Source organism: Paraburkholderia nodosa (genome assembly GCF_001718195.1).
In the GTDB taxonomy this organism is placed as follows: domain Bacteria; phylum Pseudomonadota; class Gammaproteobacteria; order Burkholderiales; family Burkholderiaceae; genus Paraburkholderia; species Paraburkholderia nodosa_A.
Genome location: NZ_MCNV01000004.1, coordinates 227924 through 245322 on the forward strand (window position 1 = coordinate 227924; position 17399 = coordinate 245322).

12 protein-coding genes and 1 pseudogene are annotated in these 17399 nt (G+C 66.4%); 4 read left to right on the forward strand and 9 right to left on the reverse strand.

The window, feature by feature from the left end; all coding sequences use genetic code 11:
* Nucleotides 1-79 precede the first annotated feature (79 nt).
* The gene (locus tag BFD71_RS10290) at nt 80-568 is read right to left on the reverse strand and encodes a hypothetical protein (RefSeq protein WP_069263151.1); all 489 of its coding nucleotides are present in this window, start codon (nt 566-568) and stop codon (nt 80-82) included.
* 229 nt (nt 569-797) lie between these two features.
* On the opposite strand from BFD71_RS10290, the gene pstS reads away from it, so the two are divergent.
* Nucleotides 798-1823: a phosphate ABC transporter substrate-binding protein PstS gene (pstS, locus tag BFD71_RS10295; RefSeq protein ID WP_069263152.1), complete on the forward strand. Its 1026-nt coding sequence runs from the start codon at nt 798-800 to the stop codon at nt 1821-1823.
* A gap of 81 nt (nt 1824-1904) precedes the next feature.
* On the opposite strand, the pseudogene BFD71_RS42800 reads toward pstS, so the two are convergent.
* From BFD71_RS42800 to BFD71_RS10305, 3 genes and pseudogenes are all read right to left on the reverse strand, one after another.
* Nucleotides 1905-2065, reverse strand: a pseudogene (locus BFD71_RS42800) (DUF3562 domain-containing protein).
* The gene (locus BFD71_RS10300) at nt 2034-2753 is read right to left on the reverse strand and encodes a response regulator (RefSeq protein ID WP_069263153.1); all 720 of its coding nucleotides are present in this window, start codon (nt 2751-2753) and stop codon (nt 2034-2036) included. Before BFD71_RS10300 ends, BFD71_RS42800 begins: the two are co-directional and overlap by 32 nt.
* Nucleotides 2746-4200: an ATP-binding protein gene (locus tag BFD71_RS10305; protein ID WP_069263154.1), complete on the reverse strand. Its 1455-nt coding sequence runs from the start codon at nt 4198-4200 to the stop codon at nt 2746-2748. The genes BFD71_RS10300 and BFD71_RS10305 overlap by 8 nt, the downstream gene beginning before the upstream one ends.
* A gap of 231 nt (nt 4201-4431) precedes the next feature.
* On the opposite strand from BFD71_RS10305, the gene BFD71_RS10310 reads away from it, so the two are divergent.
* Nucleotides 4432-5181, forward strand: coding sequence for a response regulator (locus BFD71_RS10310; RefSeq protein WP_069263155.1), 750 nt, complete (start codon nt 4432-4434; stop codon nt 5179-5181).
* Here the strand turns inward: BFD71_RS10310 and BFD71_RS10315 are convergent.
* The 3 genes from BFD71_RS10315 to BFD71_RS10325 all read right to left on the reverse strand — a co-directional run bounded on the left by BFD71_RS10315 (nt 5168) and on the right by BFD71_RS10325 (nt 12227).
* A complete protein-coding gene (locus tag BFD71_RS10315; RefSeq protein ID WP_069263156.1) occupies nt 5168-6070 on the reverse strand; it encodes a transglutaminase family protein in 903 nt (300 codons plus the stop codon). The genes BFD71_RS10310 and BFD71_RS10315 overlap by 14 nt on opposite strands.
* A complete protein-coding gene (locus tag BFD71_RS10320) occupies nt 6067-8700 on the reverse strand; it encodes a circularly permuted type 2 ATP-grasp protein (protein WP_069263157.1) in 2634 nt (877 codons plus the stop codon). Before BFD71_RS10320 ends, BFD71_RS10315 begins: the two co-directional genes overlap by 4 nt.
* A 77-nt stretch (nt 8701-8777) precedes the next feature.
* Entirely contained in the window at nt 8778-12227 is a 3450-nt protein-coding gene (locus BFD71_RS10325; protein WP_069263158.1) for a transglutaminase family protein, read from the reverse strand.
* Between the two features lie 173 nt (nt 12228-12400).
* Between BFD71_RS10325 and BFD71_RS10330 the strand changes: the two genes are divergently transcribed.
* Nucleotides 12401-13474 carry a zinc-binding metallopeptidase family protein gene (locus BFD71_RS10330; protein ID WP_069263159.1) on the forward strand — a complete coding sequence of 358 codons (1074 nt, stop codon included), beginning with the start codon at nt 12401-12403 and terminating at the stop codon, nt 13472-13474.
* A 37-nt stretch (nt 13475-13511) separates the two neighbouring features.
* Here the strand turns inward: BFD71_RS10330 and BFD71_RS10335 are convergent, their stop codons facing one another.
* Both BFD71_RS10335 and BFD71_RS10340 read right to left on the reverse strand, forming a co-directional pair.
* Nucleotides 13512-14960: a circularly permuted type 2 ATP-grasp protein gene (locus BFD71_RS10335; RefSeq protein ID WP_256094612.1), complete on the reverse strand. Its 1449-nt coding sequence runs from the start codon at nt 14958-14960 to the stop codon at nt 13512-13514.
* Nucleotides 14961-15117: 157 nt separating this feature from the next.
* A complete protein-coding gene (locus BFD71_RS10340) occupies nt 15118-15777 on the reverse strand; it encodes a glutathione S-transferase family protein (RefSeq protein ID WP_069263162.1) in 660 nt (219 codons plus the stop codon).
* A 266-nt stretch (nt 15778-16043) separates the two neighbouring features.
* Here BFD71_RS10340 and BFD71_RS10345 point away from each other — a divergent pair, with 266 nt between their 5' ends.
* Nucleotides 16044-17384, forward strand: a complete 1341-nt coding sequence (locus BFD71_RS10345; protein WP_069263163.1) for a polyhydroxyalkanoate depolymerase — start codon at nt 16044-16046, stop codon at nt 17382-17384.
* Nucleotides 17385-17399: the final 15 nt, after the last annotated feature.

The window sequence follows — 17399 nt, forward strand, 5'->3', positions numbered from 1 at the left end:
CCCACGGCGTTCAATCCCGATGCATCTGCCTTCCTCAGGCAGCTATCCCAAGCCCCACATCTTCAACGCTTCGCGCCCATCACGCGTTTTCGTCGCCTTTGGCCGGACGCCCCGTCTTGACGGTTTCAAGTGCTTCGATCGCAGCCAGCAGTCGCTTCTGCGGCGCCGCTTCGAGCAATTGAAGGCCGGCGCGCAATAGTTCGCTCTTTCTCACCGCAACGCCGGCCTCCAGGCACTTGCGTTTGAGGAGCGCGATGCGCTGGTAGTCCGTCTTGGGCATCGTGAAGCTGTCGCGCACGACCTTATCTTTCTTCACGCGCTTGGCCTTGACCTTCTCCGCGGGTGCGGCTGCAGGTGCAGGCGCCGGTGCCTGTGCGGCGCCGTTAGCGGGCTTCGCAGGCGCTTTGGGCACGGCCTTCTTGCGCCTGGACTTAACCGCCGCTTCCGCTGGCGCTGCCGCAGCGGGCTTTGCCGTTTCGCTTTGGGCATCCGCGGCTGCCTCGGTTGCCGCGGACTTCGGGAAGTGGAACGCCTTTCTGGTGGGTTTGCGTGTGGTCGCTACAGTCATGTCGATCTCCGGTCTGAAAACGGTATAAACAGTATATCCGGTTTATTGCGACATTCCACTCTGCCGCGAGCCACCTTCGAACCTGCTCAGTGAGTCCTTGCTAACACGTCTTCTGAATGGTGACGCCGGCATCCATAAGCTCTCTTTTGCGATCGATTCCAGTGTCACCCAATCGTCACATTGCGAACGTAACGTCCAGCGCATCAAGAACGATTTGAAGGAGTACGGGATGAGAGTCAGTCTCTTTGCGATTGTCATTCTCGCGCTGGGCTCGGGCATCGCCCAGGCTGCGGATATCACGGGCGCCGGCAGCACCTTCGCTGCGCCGATCTACACGAAATGGGCGGACGCGTATCAGAAGTCGGGCGGCGGCAAGGTGAATTACCAGGGCATTGGCTCGTCGGGCGGAATCAAGCAGATTCAGGCCAAGACCGTCGATTTCGCGGGTTCGGACGCTCCGCTAAAGGATGACCAGCTGGCCAAGGACGGCCTGTTCCAGTTCCCGACCGTGGTCGGCGGCGTCGTGCCGGCGATCAACGTGCCGGGCGTGAAGCCGGGCGAGATCACCCTGTCGGGCCCGGTGCTCGCCGACATCTACCTCGGCAAGATCAAGAAGTGGAACGACCCGGCCATCGTTGCCCTGAACCCGAAGGTCAAGCTGCCTGATCTCGACATCGCCGTGGTGCGCCGCGCCGACGGTTCGGGCACCAGCTTCATCTGGACGAACTACCTCTCGAAGGTCAGCCCCGACTGGAAGAGCAAGGTCGGCGAAGGCACGACCGTGAACTGGCCGACGGGTACGGGCGGCAAGGGCAACGACGGCGTGGCCGCTTTCGTGCAGCGTCTGCCGGGCGCGATCGGCTACGTCGAATGGGCGTACGCCAAGCAGAACCACATGGTCTACGCCGCGATGAAGAACGAAGCGGGCACGGTCGTTCAGCCGAGTACCGAAACGTTCAAGGCAGCGGCCGCTGGCGCGGACTGGAAGAAGTCGTTCTACCAGATCCTCACGAACGAGCCGGGCAAGGACGCGTGGCCGGTGGTCGGCGCGACCTTCGTGCTGCTGCATACGGCACAGGACAAGCCTGAGCAGGGCAAGGAAACGCTCAAGTTCTTCGACTGGGCTTTCAAGAACGGCTCGTCCGCCGCCGATAGCCTCGACTACATCTCGCTGCCCGAGTCGGTCGTCAGCGAAATCAAGTCGCAGTGGAAGGAGAAGGTCAAGGACGCGAGCGGCAAGCCGATCGTACCTTGATCGGAAACGCAATCCAGGCGCGCGCATGCATTGCGCGCGCTTGCCTCTCCTGCCACTCAGAGCGTTCGGGGCTTCACGAGCCTAGTGTGCGTCGCTGCGCAAACTCCGAAGATTTTCGCGCACGCGCCGCGCGACCAGCACGCTCACGTAATCCATGATGCGCGCGCCGTCGCTGAATGCCGCCCAGGTTTCGGGTACAGGGTGTCGAATTCATTCGCCGGCAGGCGCGATCTCCAGGCGATAACCCACACCGTAAATCGAGCGGATCATGTCCTGCTCGGGCCGGATCGACTGGATTTTGCGCCGCAGGTTCTTGACGTGCGAATCGATCGTGCGGTCGGCCACGACGCGGTGATCGTCGTATAGCGCACGCAGAAGAAAGTCGCGCGCGTAAATGCGGCCCGGGCCCGAATGCAGCAACGCGAGCAAACGAAATTCGATAGGTGTGAGGTGCAGATCCCGACCATCCAGGCGCGCGGCGTGTTGCGCGACATCGATCGAAAACGGCGAGGCCACGGTGCCTTCCGCTTCCTGGTGCGCCCGCGCAAGCAGTTCGGCCCGGCGCAGGATCGCCTTGACGCGCGCGACGACTTCACGCGGACTGAACGGCTTGCACACGTAGTCGTCGGCACCCAGTTCGAGCCCGAGCAAACGGTCGATTTCGTCCACGCGCGCCGTGATGATCATCACGGGAATGGCGGAGAACGTGCGCAGTTCGCGGCACACGTCGAGACCGCTGCGCCCGGGCAGCATCAGGTCGAGCAGCACCATCGACGGTTGGTGTTCGCGCACGTACGGCACGACCTCGCGGCCGTCCGCCAGGATCGTCGTGGCGAAATCCTCTTTCGCGAGATAGTCGGCGAGCAGGGCCGCGAGCTTCGGCTCGTCTTCGACGACGAGGATGGACGGCCGCATGGTCGGATCAATCATGATGCGTGTGCAGGCGAGGAAGTTGGACCAGGATCCGCAGCCCGCCGAGCGGCGAGCGCGATGCCTCGATCGTGCCGCCGTGTTGCTCCACGATGCGCTTGCACAATGCGAGCCCGAGACCCGCGCCGCCGCTTTGACGGCTGCGCGATGGATCGACGCGGAAAAACCGGTCGAACAGATGCGGCAGTAGCGGAGCAGGAACTGGCGGAAACGAATCTTGAACGTCGACATGGATGTCGTTGTCGTTCGACGTGACCGAGAGCCTCACGCAGCCGCCGGCGTTGGTGTAGCGCAGGGCATTTTCCAGCAGGTTTTTCCACAGCTGCGTGAGGCGATAGGGATCGCCCGAGAGCGTGGCGTGAGCGTCGTCGGGATCGAAATCCAGCGTGATGTCCTTGGCGGCGAGGCGCTCGCGAAATACGTCGCATGCGGCCTCCACGATGGGTACGAGGTCGAGCGGCACTTTTTCGAACGAAAGCTGGCCGATGTCGGCCAGCGAAAGTTCATAGAGATCGTCGATCAACTGGCTGAGCATCGCTACTTCGGACTGCAGAGAAGTGATGGTCGCCACGTCGGGCCGGCGCACGCCGTCCTCGATCGCCTCGAGTTCGCCGCGCAGCACCGAGAGGGGCGTACGCAACTCATGCGAAATGTCGGCGATAAAGTCGCGCCGGTCGCTTTCGGCTTTTTCGAGCGACGCCGCAAGCCGGTTGAAATCGCTCGCGAGCATCTGCAACTCATCGCTGCCTTTGGCCGGCACGCGCGTGGCGTAGTCGCCGCCCGCGAGGCGATGCGTGGCCGTGACGATCCGCTTGATCGGTGTGAGCAGCGTGCGCGCGAGGATGATCGACATGGCGGCGGAGAGCAACGCCGTAAAGCCCACGATGATCCACGTCGCCTGCAGCTGGCGGTCCTTGAAGCGCTGCTCCGCCTGATTGATGAGCGAGGTGGGTCCCCCCACCGCGATCCAGCCGACCGTTTGACCCTCGACGCGCAGCGGATGGCGCACGGCGTCGGGCGGCGGGGGCGGGCCCGCGCTCGTGACGAGTTTCATGTTCGCGTCGTAAAGCGTGTAAGGCGGGCGAAACGGCCGCGAGTGCCCGGTAGCGCCGGGGCCGAAGGGGCCACCGTTGCCGTCGCTGCCGTGGAAGCCGCCCGGCGCATCGGGCGGGCGGCCGTCGTCCGGCGGCGCGCCTGGCGGCGTCCCGCCGTCGAATGGAGGCCGGTCTTGCGCGGTCTCGCGAGCGAAATCCCAATTGCCATGCTGGGCGTATGAGGCTTCGAGTTCCTGCTGGAGCGCCGCCAGTTCGCTTGCACTTTGTTCCTGCAGAAAATCCACGAAACCGAATTCGAAACTCGTCCGGATCGCGACGCCCATGGCCACGGCGGCGAGCACGCAGGCCGAAAGAATCGCGAGGAAGAGCTTGGAGGTGACGCTGACTTTCATGACGGGTTCAGCAGGGAGCGATAAAGGCGAGTGCGAATTTATTCGGCACTATTTTCGCCCGAAGCGTACCGTAAGGTGTACGTGGCCCGTCCGAATCCACACTTTCTCCAGATTTCCCTTCTTTTTCCTGCACCGTTGTTCCGTATGATCCGCTGCAGATCGAAGCGCATCCCTGCGTTCGTGCGCGGGATCGGAATGGAAGACGCGCATCTCAGAGGAAGGGACAGGTCGATGGACATTCACGTGCTGCTTGTCGAGCCCGATCAGGCGTATCGGGACGACCTGCGTACTTATTTGCAGCGGCAGCAGATCGCGGTGTCGGTGCTGTATGGTGTCGAGCGGCTGGAGCAGCGTCTCGCGCGAGAAACGCCCTCGCTCATCATTCTGCGGCACGATGCGCTCAAGATCGACGGCATTGCAGCGCTGCGCACGCTGCGTGAACGCGGATGGCTGACGCCCGCCATCATCGTGAGCCAGTCCGCCGACGTGGCCGACAAGGTGCTCGCCTTCGAATTCGGCGCCCACGACTACATGGTCGATCCGTTCGACCCGCGCGAACTGCTCGCACGTCTGCACCATGCATTGCGTTGCAAGATCGATTACCCCGCGTCGCCGCGCAGGGAGACGAAGTACGTCTTCGACGGATTCGAACTCGACGCCATCGATAATCAACTGTTCAGGGACGGCCTCAAGATTCCTGCCCCGCCGCTGGTGCTCGCCGTGCTCGCGGTGTTCGCTGCGAACCGCCTGCGGCCGCTTTCGCGCGAGCGCATCGTGAGCATGATCGATCGCAATTCGTCGCTCCACGCGCGCAGCGTCGACGTTGTCGTCTTTCGTCTGCGCAAGCTGCTTGGCCTGTCGCCTTGCGGCCGCCAATATATTCAAACGCGTTACAGGGATGGTTATGTTTTTTGCCCTGACGACGCGCTTGCCGATCTGGACCTCGCTGCCAGCGTAAGCGCGGCAGTCAATCCGCGCTGACATTGACCGCGACATCCACCTGATGCGCGCCCCCGCCGAGAATGACGCCGCGCAAGAGCGACACGTCGGTGTAATCGCGGCCGATGGCGAGCGTGACGTGGCCCTGGTCGGCGAGCACGTCATTGGTCGGATCGAGGTCGATCCAGCCGGCAGAGGGCGCAGACGGCACCGAAGGCACGTAGAGCGACACCCACGCATGCGAGGCGTCCGCGCCGATCATCGGTTGGGCGCCTTCAGGCGGGTCATTGCGCAGATAGCCGCTCACGTAGCGCACGGCTAGCCCGATCGAGCGCAAGCAGCCGATCATCACCTGGGCGAAATCCTGACACACGCCATGGCGCAGTTCGAAGGCGCGCGCGGCGGGCGTGTCGAACGACGTTGCCGAGGGGCGGTACGCGAAATCGGCGTGGATGCGATGCATCAGGTCGATCGCGCCGGTCAGAACCGGGGCGTCGGGCCCAAAACTCTCCAGCGCGTAGGCGCGAAATTCCGGCAGCAACGCGATATTCGGCGAGGCGAAACAAAATTCGGACTCCGCATGGAAGGCGTCCCCCGCCGTGTAACGCAGCATGTGCGCGACGTCTTCCCAGGCCGGCGTGCCGTCTGCGTCGAGCGTCGCGTAGCGCGGCGAGAGCAGCACGCTCGTTTCGCTCGTCATCTGCAGATAGTCGTGCGGCGCGTCGAACGAGAAGTAGAGCACCTCGTTGCCGAAGGCGTCGCGGCGGCTCGTCTGATACGACGGTGCGGGTTCGATACGCTCGCGGTGCGCGAGCACGCGCTGCCAGGGAAGGTCGAGCGGGCGGATGGTCGCGAGATGCTGGGCGGTCTCGACGAGCGTCGAATAGCGGTAGGTCGTGCGGTGCGTGACCGCGAGGCGGGTGCCGCTCATGACCAGACCTGCGCGGCGAGCGGCACGGCGTGGCTGAACCAGCGCGCGCTGATCTCGTTCGACATCGCGGCCATACGCTCGGCGAGACTGTCGCACAGTGCGGTGAGCGCGGGGTAACGGCCGTCCTCGCCGGGTTCGCAGAGCGCCTCCAGCGTCGGCAGTGCCTCGATGGGCGCGAGCTGCGAGGCGAACGGCTCGCGCTTCGGGCCGCGCGCCGCCTGGGCGATTTCGTCGAGTCGCGCGCGCAGCCGCGCGTAGACGCCATAGAGGCCGCGCGGATTGGTCGGGTCGGTCACGATCACGTCGAGCAGGGCCGGCACTTCGAGTCGCCCCGGATACAGCGAGCGATACGTGAGCGTGCTGTCGAACAGTTGCAGCAGCACGTCGAAGCCCGCGGGCGTGGCGAGCGTGCGTTCGTGCGCGGCGATGCGAAGCATGGTGGCCAACGCGGCCACGCGCTCGATATGGCGCCCCGCGAACAGCAGGCGCCAGGCTTCGTCGCGGGTCATGCGGTCGCCCTGGCAGCCGCTGATGGCGCTCAACTGTGTTGCGAGCGCATCGAGCGCGCCCATCAGCGCCATGCGGTCGTACGGCGTGGGACGTCGGAATTCGATCGCCGCACCCTGACGCGCGGCCGCAGGCACGAGTGAAAGCGCCTGAAGCGCATCGCGGAAGTCGTTGCGCGAGGCAAGCACGGTACGCCAGTGATCGTTCGACAGCCGGCCGCGAATCTCACCGCACGCATACGCCTGGCTCGCGAGCGTGCGGCCGATGCCCGTTGCGCCGGCATTTTCGTGCAGATTGGCCACGAGTGAGCGCTCGAAGTCGTCGAGGCTGCGCCGGGCTTCGCTGACTGTGGCGGGCACGAGTCCGTTGGCGGCGGCCAGTTCGACGAAGGTGCCGAACAACTCTTCGGCGTCGCTGCCTTCGAGCGAGCCGAGAATCAGCCGGCACAGGCGCACGCCGTTTTCGGCGCGCTCGCCGTAACGCCCCGCCCAGAACAGGTTCTCCGCCGAGCGGCTCGGCACGCGGCGGCGCTCGCGGCGCAACTCGCCGGGCTTGATGGGGCTCGGCAGGAGCGTGAAGGTCGAACCGGGCTGGCTCGACAGCACCCAGGTATCCACGCTGCTGCCGCCCATCTGCATCGATACGGATTCCTGATGTTCGGCCGCGAGGCGCGTGAAGCCGCCAGGCAGCACGCGCCAGCCGCATTCCTGATCGGCAATCGCGTAGACGCGCAGCCCGGCGGGCCGCGCGCCGAGCATGCCCGCGCCGGTCTCGTAGCGCGGCGTATAGCTGTAGCGCAGCGGCTGCTGGACCGTGAAGGCGTCGGGCAACTGCTCGATGCGCTCGCGCCAGTCGGCGAGCGTTTGCACGCCGGCGGCCAGTCCGGGCGGCGCGGACGACCCCTTCGCCGCGCCGGGCCACGTCGGCACGAGCAGCGCCTCGGGCACCTGCGCGAGCGCGTCGCGCCAGGCCGCGTCTTCGCCGCACCACCAGGTCGCGATGCCGGGCAGCGCAAGCTCCTCGCCAAGCTGCGCCCGGGCGATGCCGGGCATGAAGCCGTGCAGCGCGGGCGATTCGACGAAGCCCGCGCCGGGCACGTTCGAGACCATCACGTTGCCCGCGCGCATGACCTGCAGCAGTCCCGGTACGCCGATGGTCGAGTCGGCGCGAAGCTCGACCGGGTCGCAAAACGTATCGTCGAGGCGGCGCAGCACGGCGTGCACACGCTCCAGCCCGTCCAGCGTCTTCAGGTACAGCATGTCGTCGCGCACCGTGAGGTCCTTGCCCTCGACGAGCGTGAGGCCGAGGTAGCGCGCGAGGAACACGTGCTCGAAGTAAGTCTCGCTGAACGGCCCCGGCGTGAGCAGCACGATATGCGCGGACGCGCCGCTCACGCTGCGCTCGTCGGCGCTCATGATCGCGCGTGCGGCCGCCGCGAGCGTGGCGATGAGCTGCGAATAGGACGGTGCGAGACGATGCACCCGCATGGTGCGAAACGGCTCGGCGAAGAGGCTCGAGACGATGAGCCGGTTTTCCAGCAGATAGCCGAGCCCCGAGGGCGCTTCCGTGCGGTGCGAGACGACGGTCCACTGACCTTCGGGCGAGCGCGCGAGGTCGAGCGCGACGATCTGCAAGTACTGGCGGTCGGCCGGCACGAAGCCTTTCACCGCACGCAGATAGCCCGGGTGGCCGAACACCAGCGCGGGCGGCAGCAGGCCGCGCGCGAGCAGCGTTTGCGGCCCGTAGATATCGGCGACGATCTCGTTGAGCAGGCGGGCGCGCTGCGCGGCGCCGCGCTCGATCTGCGCCCATTCGGCTTCGTCGATGATGAACGGCAGCACGTCGAGCGCCCACGGGCGCGGGCCGCCCGCGTCCGCATAGACGTTATAGGTGATGTCGTTCTCTCGCACCTGGCGCGCGACCGACGCCGCGGCGCCGTCGAAACCCGCCACGCCCGGCTTGCCGAGCTGCCCGAAGAACTGCCGCCACGGCTCGCGCAGCTCGCCTTGCGCCGTCTGCAGTTCGTCCCAGTGCCCGGCGCGCACCGGCAGCGTGCGCAGCGGCGCGCCCGCCGGTTCGTCGCTGGCGGAGGAATCGAACGGCAGGGTGGATTGGGTCGGCAAGATCGTGGGTCGGGGCAGCGCGCCTCGCTCGCGAGGCACGCCTTCGGTTAGGGCGCTTGACGGGTTATCGGCCGCAATCAGCCGCAGCGTAGATCCAGTGTGAACGGAAACTCGAGGCTGCGCTCGGGGGGCGCCACTTCCACGGGCCCCGGCGTGTGGCCGGTCGTGAAGAAGCGCGCGCGCCGCCGGCTCTCGGCCTCGTAGGCGTTGACCGGAAACGTCTGATAACTGCGGCCGCCCGGATGCGCAACATGATACTGGCATCCGCCGATCGCGCGCGCACTCCAGGTGTCGACGATATCGATCGTGAGCGGCGCGTGCACGCCGATGGTCGGATGCAGCGACGCCGCCTGTTGCCACGCGCGAAACCGCACCCCCGCCACGCTCTCGCTCACGCGCCCGGTCGGCTGAAGCGGCAGCGCGCGGCCGTTCACGCTCACGACGTGGCGGCTCTCGTTGATGCCGAGCACCCGCACTTCGAGCCGCTCGACCGACGAATCGACATAGCGCACCGTCGTGCCGGCTCCGCCTTCTTCGCCCATCACGTGCCACGGTTCGAGCGCATGGCGCACCGAGAGCGCAATGCCGCTCGTCTGCAGTTCGCCGACCAGCGGGAAGCGGAATTCGAAGTGCGGCGCGAACCAGGCGGGATCGAGCGCGAATCCCGCTGCGGACGTTTCGGCGAGCACGTCGTCGAAATCCATCTGCACGAAGGTCGAGAGCATGAAGCGGTCGTGCAGCTCGGTGCCCCAGCGCGTGAGGCGCTGCGTGTACGGCGTCTTCCAGAAGCGCGCGACGAGCGCACGCAGCAGCAGTTGCTGTGCGAGGCTCATGCGCGCGTGCGGCGGCATTTCGAAGCCGCGCAGCTCGAGCAGGCCGAGGCGGCCGGTCGGGCCGTCGGGCGAGTAGAGCTTGTCGATGCAGAACTCGGCGCGATGCGTGTTGCCGGTCACGTCGATGAGGATGTTGCGCAGCGTGCGGTCGATGAGCCAGGGCGGCACGCGCGGGCCATCGTCGAAGGGGCTCCCGAAGCCGCGCAGCAGATCGACCTGGCGCTGGATCTCGGCGAACGCGACTTCCAGTTCGTAGACCTGATCGTTGCGCGCTTCGTCCACGCGCGGCGCCTGGCTCGTCGGCCCGATGAAGAGGCCCGAAAACAGGTACGACAGCGAGGGATGGTTGTGCCAGTAGGCCACGAGGCTCGCAAGCAGGTCGGGGCGGCGCAGGAACGGGCTGTCGGCGGGCGTGGCGCCGCCGAGCACGAGGTGATTGCCCCCGCCGGTGCCGGTGTGCCGGCCGTCGAGCATGAACTTCTCGGTGGAAAGCAGCGTTTCGTGCGCGGCCTGATAAAGGAATTCGGTGCGCTCGACCAGTTCGTCCCAGTTCGACGACGGGTGGATGTTCACCTCGATCACGCCGGGGTCGGGCGTGACCTGGAGCATCTTCAGGCGCGCGTCGCGCGGCGGCGGATAGCCTTCGATCACGACGGGCAGCGCCAGCTCGGCGGCGGTGGTTTCGACGGCGGCCAGCAGATCGAGGTAATCGTCGAGTTCGGCGAGCGGCGGCATGAACACGTGAAGCTGGCCTTGCGCGCGGCCAAAGGAGGCGGCTTCGGCTTTTGGCCCGGCGGCGCGCGCGGGGTCGCGTGCTTCGACGCACAACGCGGTGCGGTGGATCCAGGCGGCGGATTCGCCGCGCTCCGGATAGCGGTTTGTTTCAGGTCCGTTCGCGCTTCCCGTGCCCTCCACCTGACGCGATCGCGCGCTGGCATCGAAGCCTGTCTCGTACTGCATGCGAAGCTCGGCGGCACTGCGCAGCGGCGCCGGGGCGGCGAACGGATCGCGGGAATGCTGCCACGGGTAGTCGCCCTCAGCGACCCACGGCAGCGAATCGAGCGGCAGACGGTAGCCCATCGGCGAGTCGCCGGGGAGGAGGTACATGCGCGCGTCGCGGAAGAACCACGGGCCGCTCACCCAGCGCGGGCCCTGCAGGGCGGGTTGGGCCGCAGGCAGCTCGCCGCGCTCGCACGCGAGCGGCAGCACGTAGCCGGTGACGGTATCGAGGCCCGCGTCGAACACGCGGCGCAGCCGCATGCGTTCCAGCTCGTCGTCGAGGCGCGAGTCGAACGGATCGACGTTCACGGGCAGCCGGCGCTCGCGCCACAGGTAATACCAGGTGTCCTCGTAGCCGGGTTGCACGTGTTGTGGATCGACCGCGAGCTTCGCCGCGAGGTGTTCGATGAAGCGCTGGGCGTCCTGGGCCGTGTGGTGGGTCGGCGAGCGCTCGTCGGCGAAGAGCGCGGGATCGCGCCAGCACGGTTCGCCGTCCGCGCGCCAGAAGAGCGAAAGCGCCCAGCGCGGCAACTGCTCGCCCGGATACCACTTGCCCTGGCCGATATGCAGAAAGCCCAGCGCGCCATAGTGTGCGCGCAGCTTGTCCATCAGCGCGATGGCGTAGCGGCGCTTGGTCGGGCCGAGCGCATCGGTGTTCCATTCGGGCGCGTCGCGGTCGCCCGCCGCCACGAAGGTCGGCTCGCCGCCCATCGTGAGGCGCACGTCCTGGTTGGCGAGCGCGGCGTCCACCTGGACACCCATGGCGTGCATGTCGGCCCATTGCGCTTCGGTGTAGGGCTTCGTCACACGCGGCGTTTCGAGCACGCGCGAGATCGACATCGAATGCGAAAACTCGACTTCGCATTCGTCGAGCGCGCCGGAGATCGGCGCCGCGCTGCCGGGCTCCGGCGTGCACGCCACCGGAATATGGCCTTCGCCCGCGAGCAGGCCCGAGGTCGGATCGAGCCCTATCCAGCCCGCGCCCGGCAGATAGACTTCGCACCAGGCGTGCAGATCGGTGAAGTCGGCCTCGGCGCCGCGCGGGCCGTCGATCGCCTTGACGTCGGGCGTGAGTTGCAGCAGATAGCCCGACACGAAGCGCGCCGCGAGCCCGAGCTGACGCAGCGTCTGCACGAGCAGCCAGCCCGTGTCGCGGCACGAGCCGGAGCCTTTCTCCAGCGTTTCCTCGGGCGTCTGCACACCCGGCTCCATGCGGATCAGGTAGCCGATCTCGCGTTGCAGGCGCTGGTTCAGATCGACGAGGAAGTCGATGGTCACGCGCGGCGTGCGATCGATCGTCTCGACGAACGCGGCGAAGCGCGGCGTCGGCTCGCTGTGCGCGAGATACGGCGCCAGCTCCGCGGCCAGCTCGGGCGCGTACGTGAACGGAAAGTGCTCGGCGCTCGGTTCGAGAAAGAAGTCGAACGGGTTGTAGACCGCCATTTCCGCAACCAGATCGATCGTGACGCGGAATTCGCGCGTCGGCTCGGGAAACGCGAGCCGCGCCTGATAGTTGGCGAAAGGGTCCTGCTGCCAGTTGACGAAATGACCGGCGGGTTCCACGCGCATCGAGTACGAAAGGATAGGCGTGCGGCAGTGCGGCGCGGGGCGCAGGCGCACCACGTGTGGCGCGAGGCGCACGAGCCGGTCATAGCGATACTGCGTGACATGGTTTAACGCGACACGGATGGACACACCCGACTCCTCGATCGACGTGGATGGAACGGCTGAAAAGGCGCACGGCGCAGCGCGCCTATGATGCGCACGGCGCGAGTGCAGGATGTGACAGCGGCGGCCACGCGAGTGCGAGGCACGCGGCGTGCTGCGCGAGGCACAGCGGAACGCGCGGCCATCACGGGAATGCGGCAATGAAGACCTTTCACTGCGATCACTGCAATCAGCTGGTGTTTTTCGAAAACGAGCGCTGCGAGCGATGCGAGGCCCGCCTCGGCTATGTGCCGCAGACGGGGGAGATGCACGCGTTCGAGGATGCGGGCGGGGGGCGCTGGCGCAGTCTGAGTGCGCAGGCAAACGGTGCGCTCTTTCGTCAGTGCCACAACTACGCAGTCGAAAAGGTCTGCAACGGCATGATTCCGGCCGATTGCGACGACACGCTTTGCCGCGCCTGCCAGTTCACGCGCACGATTCCCGACCTCTCGCGGCCCGAGAACCGTCTTTACTGGTATCGCCTCGAGACGGCCAAGCGGCGCCTGCTCTACACGCTGGGGGCGCTCGGCCTGCCGCTCGTCACGCGCGCCGAAGACCCGGAACACGGCCTGCAATTCGAATTTCTCGAAGAGACGGGCGACGGCCAGCGCATCATGACGGGCCACGATCACGGGCTCATCACGATGAACATCGCCGAGGCCGACGACGCGCATCGCGAGCGCACGCGCATTTCGCTGCACGAGCCGTATCGCACCTTGTTGGGGCATTTTCGCCACGAGGTCGGCCACTACTATTTCGATCGTCTCATCGCGCAGGAGCCGACGGGGCGTTGGCTCGAACCGTTTCGCCGCCGCTTCGGCGACGAGCGCGCCGACTATGCCGCAGCGCTCGCCGCGCACTACGCCGACGGCCCCGCGCCCGACTGGGCCGAGCGCCACGTGAGCGCGTATGCGTCGGTGCATCCGTGGGAGGACTGGGCCGAGACGTGGGCGCATTACCTGCATATCGTCGATACGCTCGATACGGCCACGGCCTGCGGCCTCGCGCTGCTGCCCGAAAGCCCCGACGAGCCCACGCTGGTCGACCAGACGCCGGTGGACGAGGCGAGCTTCGACAGCCTGCTGGCGCGCTGGTTTCCGCTCACCTACGCGCTGAACAGCCTGAACCGCAGCCTCGGCATGCCCGACGGCTACCCGTTCGCGCTGGCTTCGCCCGTCATCGACAAATTGCGCTTCGTTCATCGCGTGATCTCGGCTTCGTCTTCGCGGTCGTGAACGTCCACGCGCCGCGCGAGTTCGTTGAGGCGCCGGCTCAGCGCTCCAGCACCCAGGTGTCCTTCGTGCCGCCGCCCTGCGAGGAATTGACCACGAGCGAGCCCTCGCGCAGCGCGACCCGCGTGAGCCCGCCCGGCACCATGCGCACTTCCTTGCCCGAGAGCACGAACGGACGCAGGTCGATGTGGCGCGGCGCGACGCCCGTTTCGACCCACGTCGGGCAGGTGGAAAGCGAGAGCGTGGGCTGCGCGATGTACTTGTCCGGGTTCGCGACCAGCGCCGCGCGAAACGCCTCGATCTCGGCGCGCGTGGCAGCGGGACCGATCAGCATGCCGTAGCCGCCCGCGCCGTGCGTTTCCTTCACGACCAGCTCCGGCAGATGGTCGAGCACGTAGCGCAGGTCGTCGGCCTTGCGGCACATCCACGTGGGCACGTTCTTGAGCAGCGGCTCCTCGCCCAGATAGAAGCGCACCATGTCCGGCACGTAGGGGTAGATCGACTTGTCGTCGGCGACGCCCGTGCCCACCGCGTTGCACAGCGTCACGTTGCCCTTGCGGTAGACGTTCATGAGGCCCGCCGCGCCGAGCGCCGAATCGGACCGGAAAACGTGCGGATCGAGAAAGTCGTCGTCCACGCGCCGGTAGATCACGTCCACGCGCTGCGGGCCCTTCGTGGTGCGCATATAGAGGTGATCGTTCTCGACGAACAGGTCCTGGCCTTCCACGAGCTCGATGCCCATTTGCTGCGCGAGGAACGCGTGCTCGAAGTAGGCCGAGTTGTACATGCCGGGCGTGAGCAGTACGACCGTCGGATTGTCGGTGCCGGGCGGCGCGGCGGCGCGCAGCGTGTCGAGCAGCAGGTCGGGGTAGTGCGCAACGGGCGCCACGCGATTGCGCACGAACAGATCGGGAAAGAGCCGCATCATCATCTTGCGGTTTTCCAGCATGTACGAGACGCCGGAGGGCACGCGCAGGTTGTCCTCGAGCACGTAGAACTCGCCCTCGCCGGCGCGCACGATGTCGATGCCCGCGATATGCGCATAGATGTCGTGCGCGACGTGCACGCCCTGCATCTCGGGGCGGTATTGCGCGTTGCGCAGGATCTGGTCGGCTGGCACGATGCCGCGCTTGACGATCTCCTGCTCGTGATAGATGTCGTGGATGAAGCGGTTGAGCGCGTTCACGCGCTGGCGCAGGCCGCGCTCGAGCGTGTTCCACTCCTGGCGCTGGAAGATGCGCGGGATCACGTCGAACGGAATCGTGCGCTCGGTGCCCGCACCCGTTATGTCCTTTTCGCCATAAACGGCGAAGGTGATGCCCACACGCCGGAAGATGGCATCGGCTTCGGCGCGCTTCTTGAGCATCTGCTGCTCGCTCTGCCTGCGCATCCAGGCGAAGAATTCGCGGTAGTGGGCGCGCGGCTCGCCGGCCTGCGCGAACGCCGTGGCGGCGAGGCCGCGAACGTCGAAATCCCCGTACTCGAACATCTCGTTGAAGGCTGTTGGCTTCATGTGCGTTTTTTCCGTTCGCTGCCTTTTTGCGCGCGATTGGTCGTGTTTATTCGTGCCGGGCTGCGTAGGGGCAATGCAACTTCCATGCCGAATCCAGCGGCACGACATGCTCGATGTTGGTGCGCGGCGACGCTCAGAACTCCATATCGAGTTCGTCGATGTCCTCCGTTTCCGACTGGGCCGCCGCGATCCATTCGGCGACGTATGGCTGCTTGAGCACGCGCATGCAGTAGTCGCCGATGTCGGGGTCGATCGGCACGTCATAGGTGAGCAGGCGCGTGACGACGGGCGCATACATCGCATCCGCCGCGCCGATCTCGCCGAAGAGCCAGGGGCCGCCGTACTTCTGCAGGCATTCGCGCCAGATAGTCACGATGCGCGCGATGTCGTCCTGCGCACGCGACCAGACGCGAAAGTTCGGAAAGTGGCCGCGCAGGTTCATCGGCAGGGCGGAGCGCAATGCGCTGAAGCCCGAATGCATTTCCCCGCACACCGAGCGGCAGTGCGCGCGCGCCGTGCGGTCCGCGGGCAACAGCTGCGCCTGCGGCTGGATCTCGTTGAGGTACTCGCAAATCGCAAGCGTGTCCCAGACCGTGATGCCGTCGTGGCGCAGGCAGGGAACGAGGATCGAAGGCGAAAGCAGCAGCAGTTCGGCGCGCGTGGCCGCGTCGTCGAGCGGCACCGTCACCGTGTCGAATTCGAGTCCGGCGAGTCTGGCAAGCAGCCAGCCGCGCATGGACCACGACGAATAGTTCCGGCTGCTGATCGTCAGGGTCGTATTCGTCTGACTCATCGAGTGCTCCTGAACGGTGAGGACATGGCGGCCAACAGTGCGACGCGCAGGAACCCGCATGCACCGAATGCGCGCATCGCACCTGCATGCACCGCTCGCGCCGATTCGACGCACTACATTGCAGCATGCAGGAAGGCGCAACCGCCGCTTTGTGCGAAGCGCCCGCGCGCCTGGCCGTGCAGGTGCAAGCACTGTGCCAATGAACGCTTCTGGCATACGTATTGCCTGCTTCGCTTCGCGTTCAAAAACAAGCGAGAGCTGCGCCCATGAACCTGCTTGCCTATCTGGCCTACCAGACGATCGCGGACTTGACGAGGTTCGGGCGCGCCGGCGCGTCGTTTTCGCGCGCGGCGCTCGCGGCGTGGCCTGCGCTCGCGTGCGGATTCGACGCGCGCTATCTCGACGCCTGGTGGGAGCAGATCGAGCTTGCCGGGCTCTCGCACGCACGGCCGCCGTTCGAAATCGATGGGGTGGAGGTGGATGGCGTGCGCACGCCGGTGACGGAAGCCGTCGTCAAGCGCACGCCGTTCGCCTCGCTGCTGCACTTTCGCAAGGACGTCGCCACGCCACAGCCGCGCGTGCTGCTCGTCGCGCCGATGTCGGGGCACTTCGCGACGCTGCTGCGCGGGACCGTGCGCACCATGCTCGCCGACCACGACGTCTATATCACCGACTGGCACAACCCGCGCGACGTGCCCTTGTCGGCGGGGCGCTTCGGTTTTGACGAATACGTCGAGCACGTCATGTCCTTCATTCGGAGAGTCGGCCCCGATGCGCATCTGGTGGCGATCTGCCAGCCGACGGTCGCGGCGCTCGCGGCCGTCTCGCTGATGGCCGCCGACAACGATCCCGCGCAGCCCGCGAGCATGACGCTGATGGCGGGACCGATCGATTGCCGCGTGAATCCCACCAAGGTCAACGAACTCGCCAACAGCAAGCCGATCAAGTGGTTCGAGCGCAATCTCATCAGCGCGGTGCCAGGCGGTTTTCCGGGCGCGCAGCGGCGTGTATATCCGGGCTTCGTGCAGCTCAGCGCGTTCATGTCGATGAACCTCCAGCGCCATCTCGCTTCGTTCGAGGAGATGCGCCACGAGCGGGCGAAGGGCGACCCCACGAGAGCGGATGCGCTCAACGTGTTCTATCGCGAGTATTTCGCCACGTCCGATCTCACGGCCGAGTTCTACCTGGAAACGGTCAGCTCGGTGTTTCAGGAATACGCCCTGCCGTTAGGCAAGCTCAAGGTGGGCGAGCGTCTCGTGGAACCGCACGCGATCCGCCGCACCGCGCTGCTCACGATCGAAGGCGAGAAGGACGATATCTGCGCGGTTGGCCAGACTGTGGCCGCCCATGACCTGTGCCGGGGGCTGCGCCCCTATATGAAGACGCATCATGTGCAGACGGGCGTGGGTCACTACGGCGTATTCAACGGCCGTCGCTGGGACACGCAGATCTATCCGCTGGTGCGTTCGACCATTCACGACCACGAGCCGCGCGCGCGGCGCGTCGCGGCGCCGGAGGCGATGAGCGACGATCGGGTGACCCTGCGCGCGCTGCTCGATGCCGACGCGCATGCGGCAACGGCAATCAGCCGCGCCGCCGCAACGTAGCCCGACCAGGTCGAG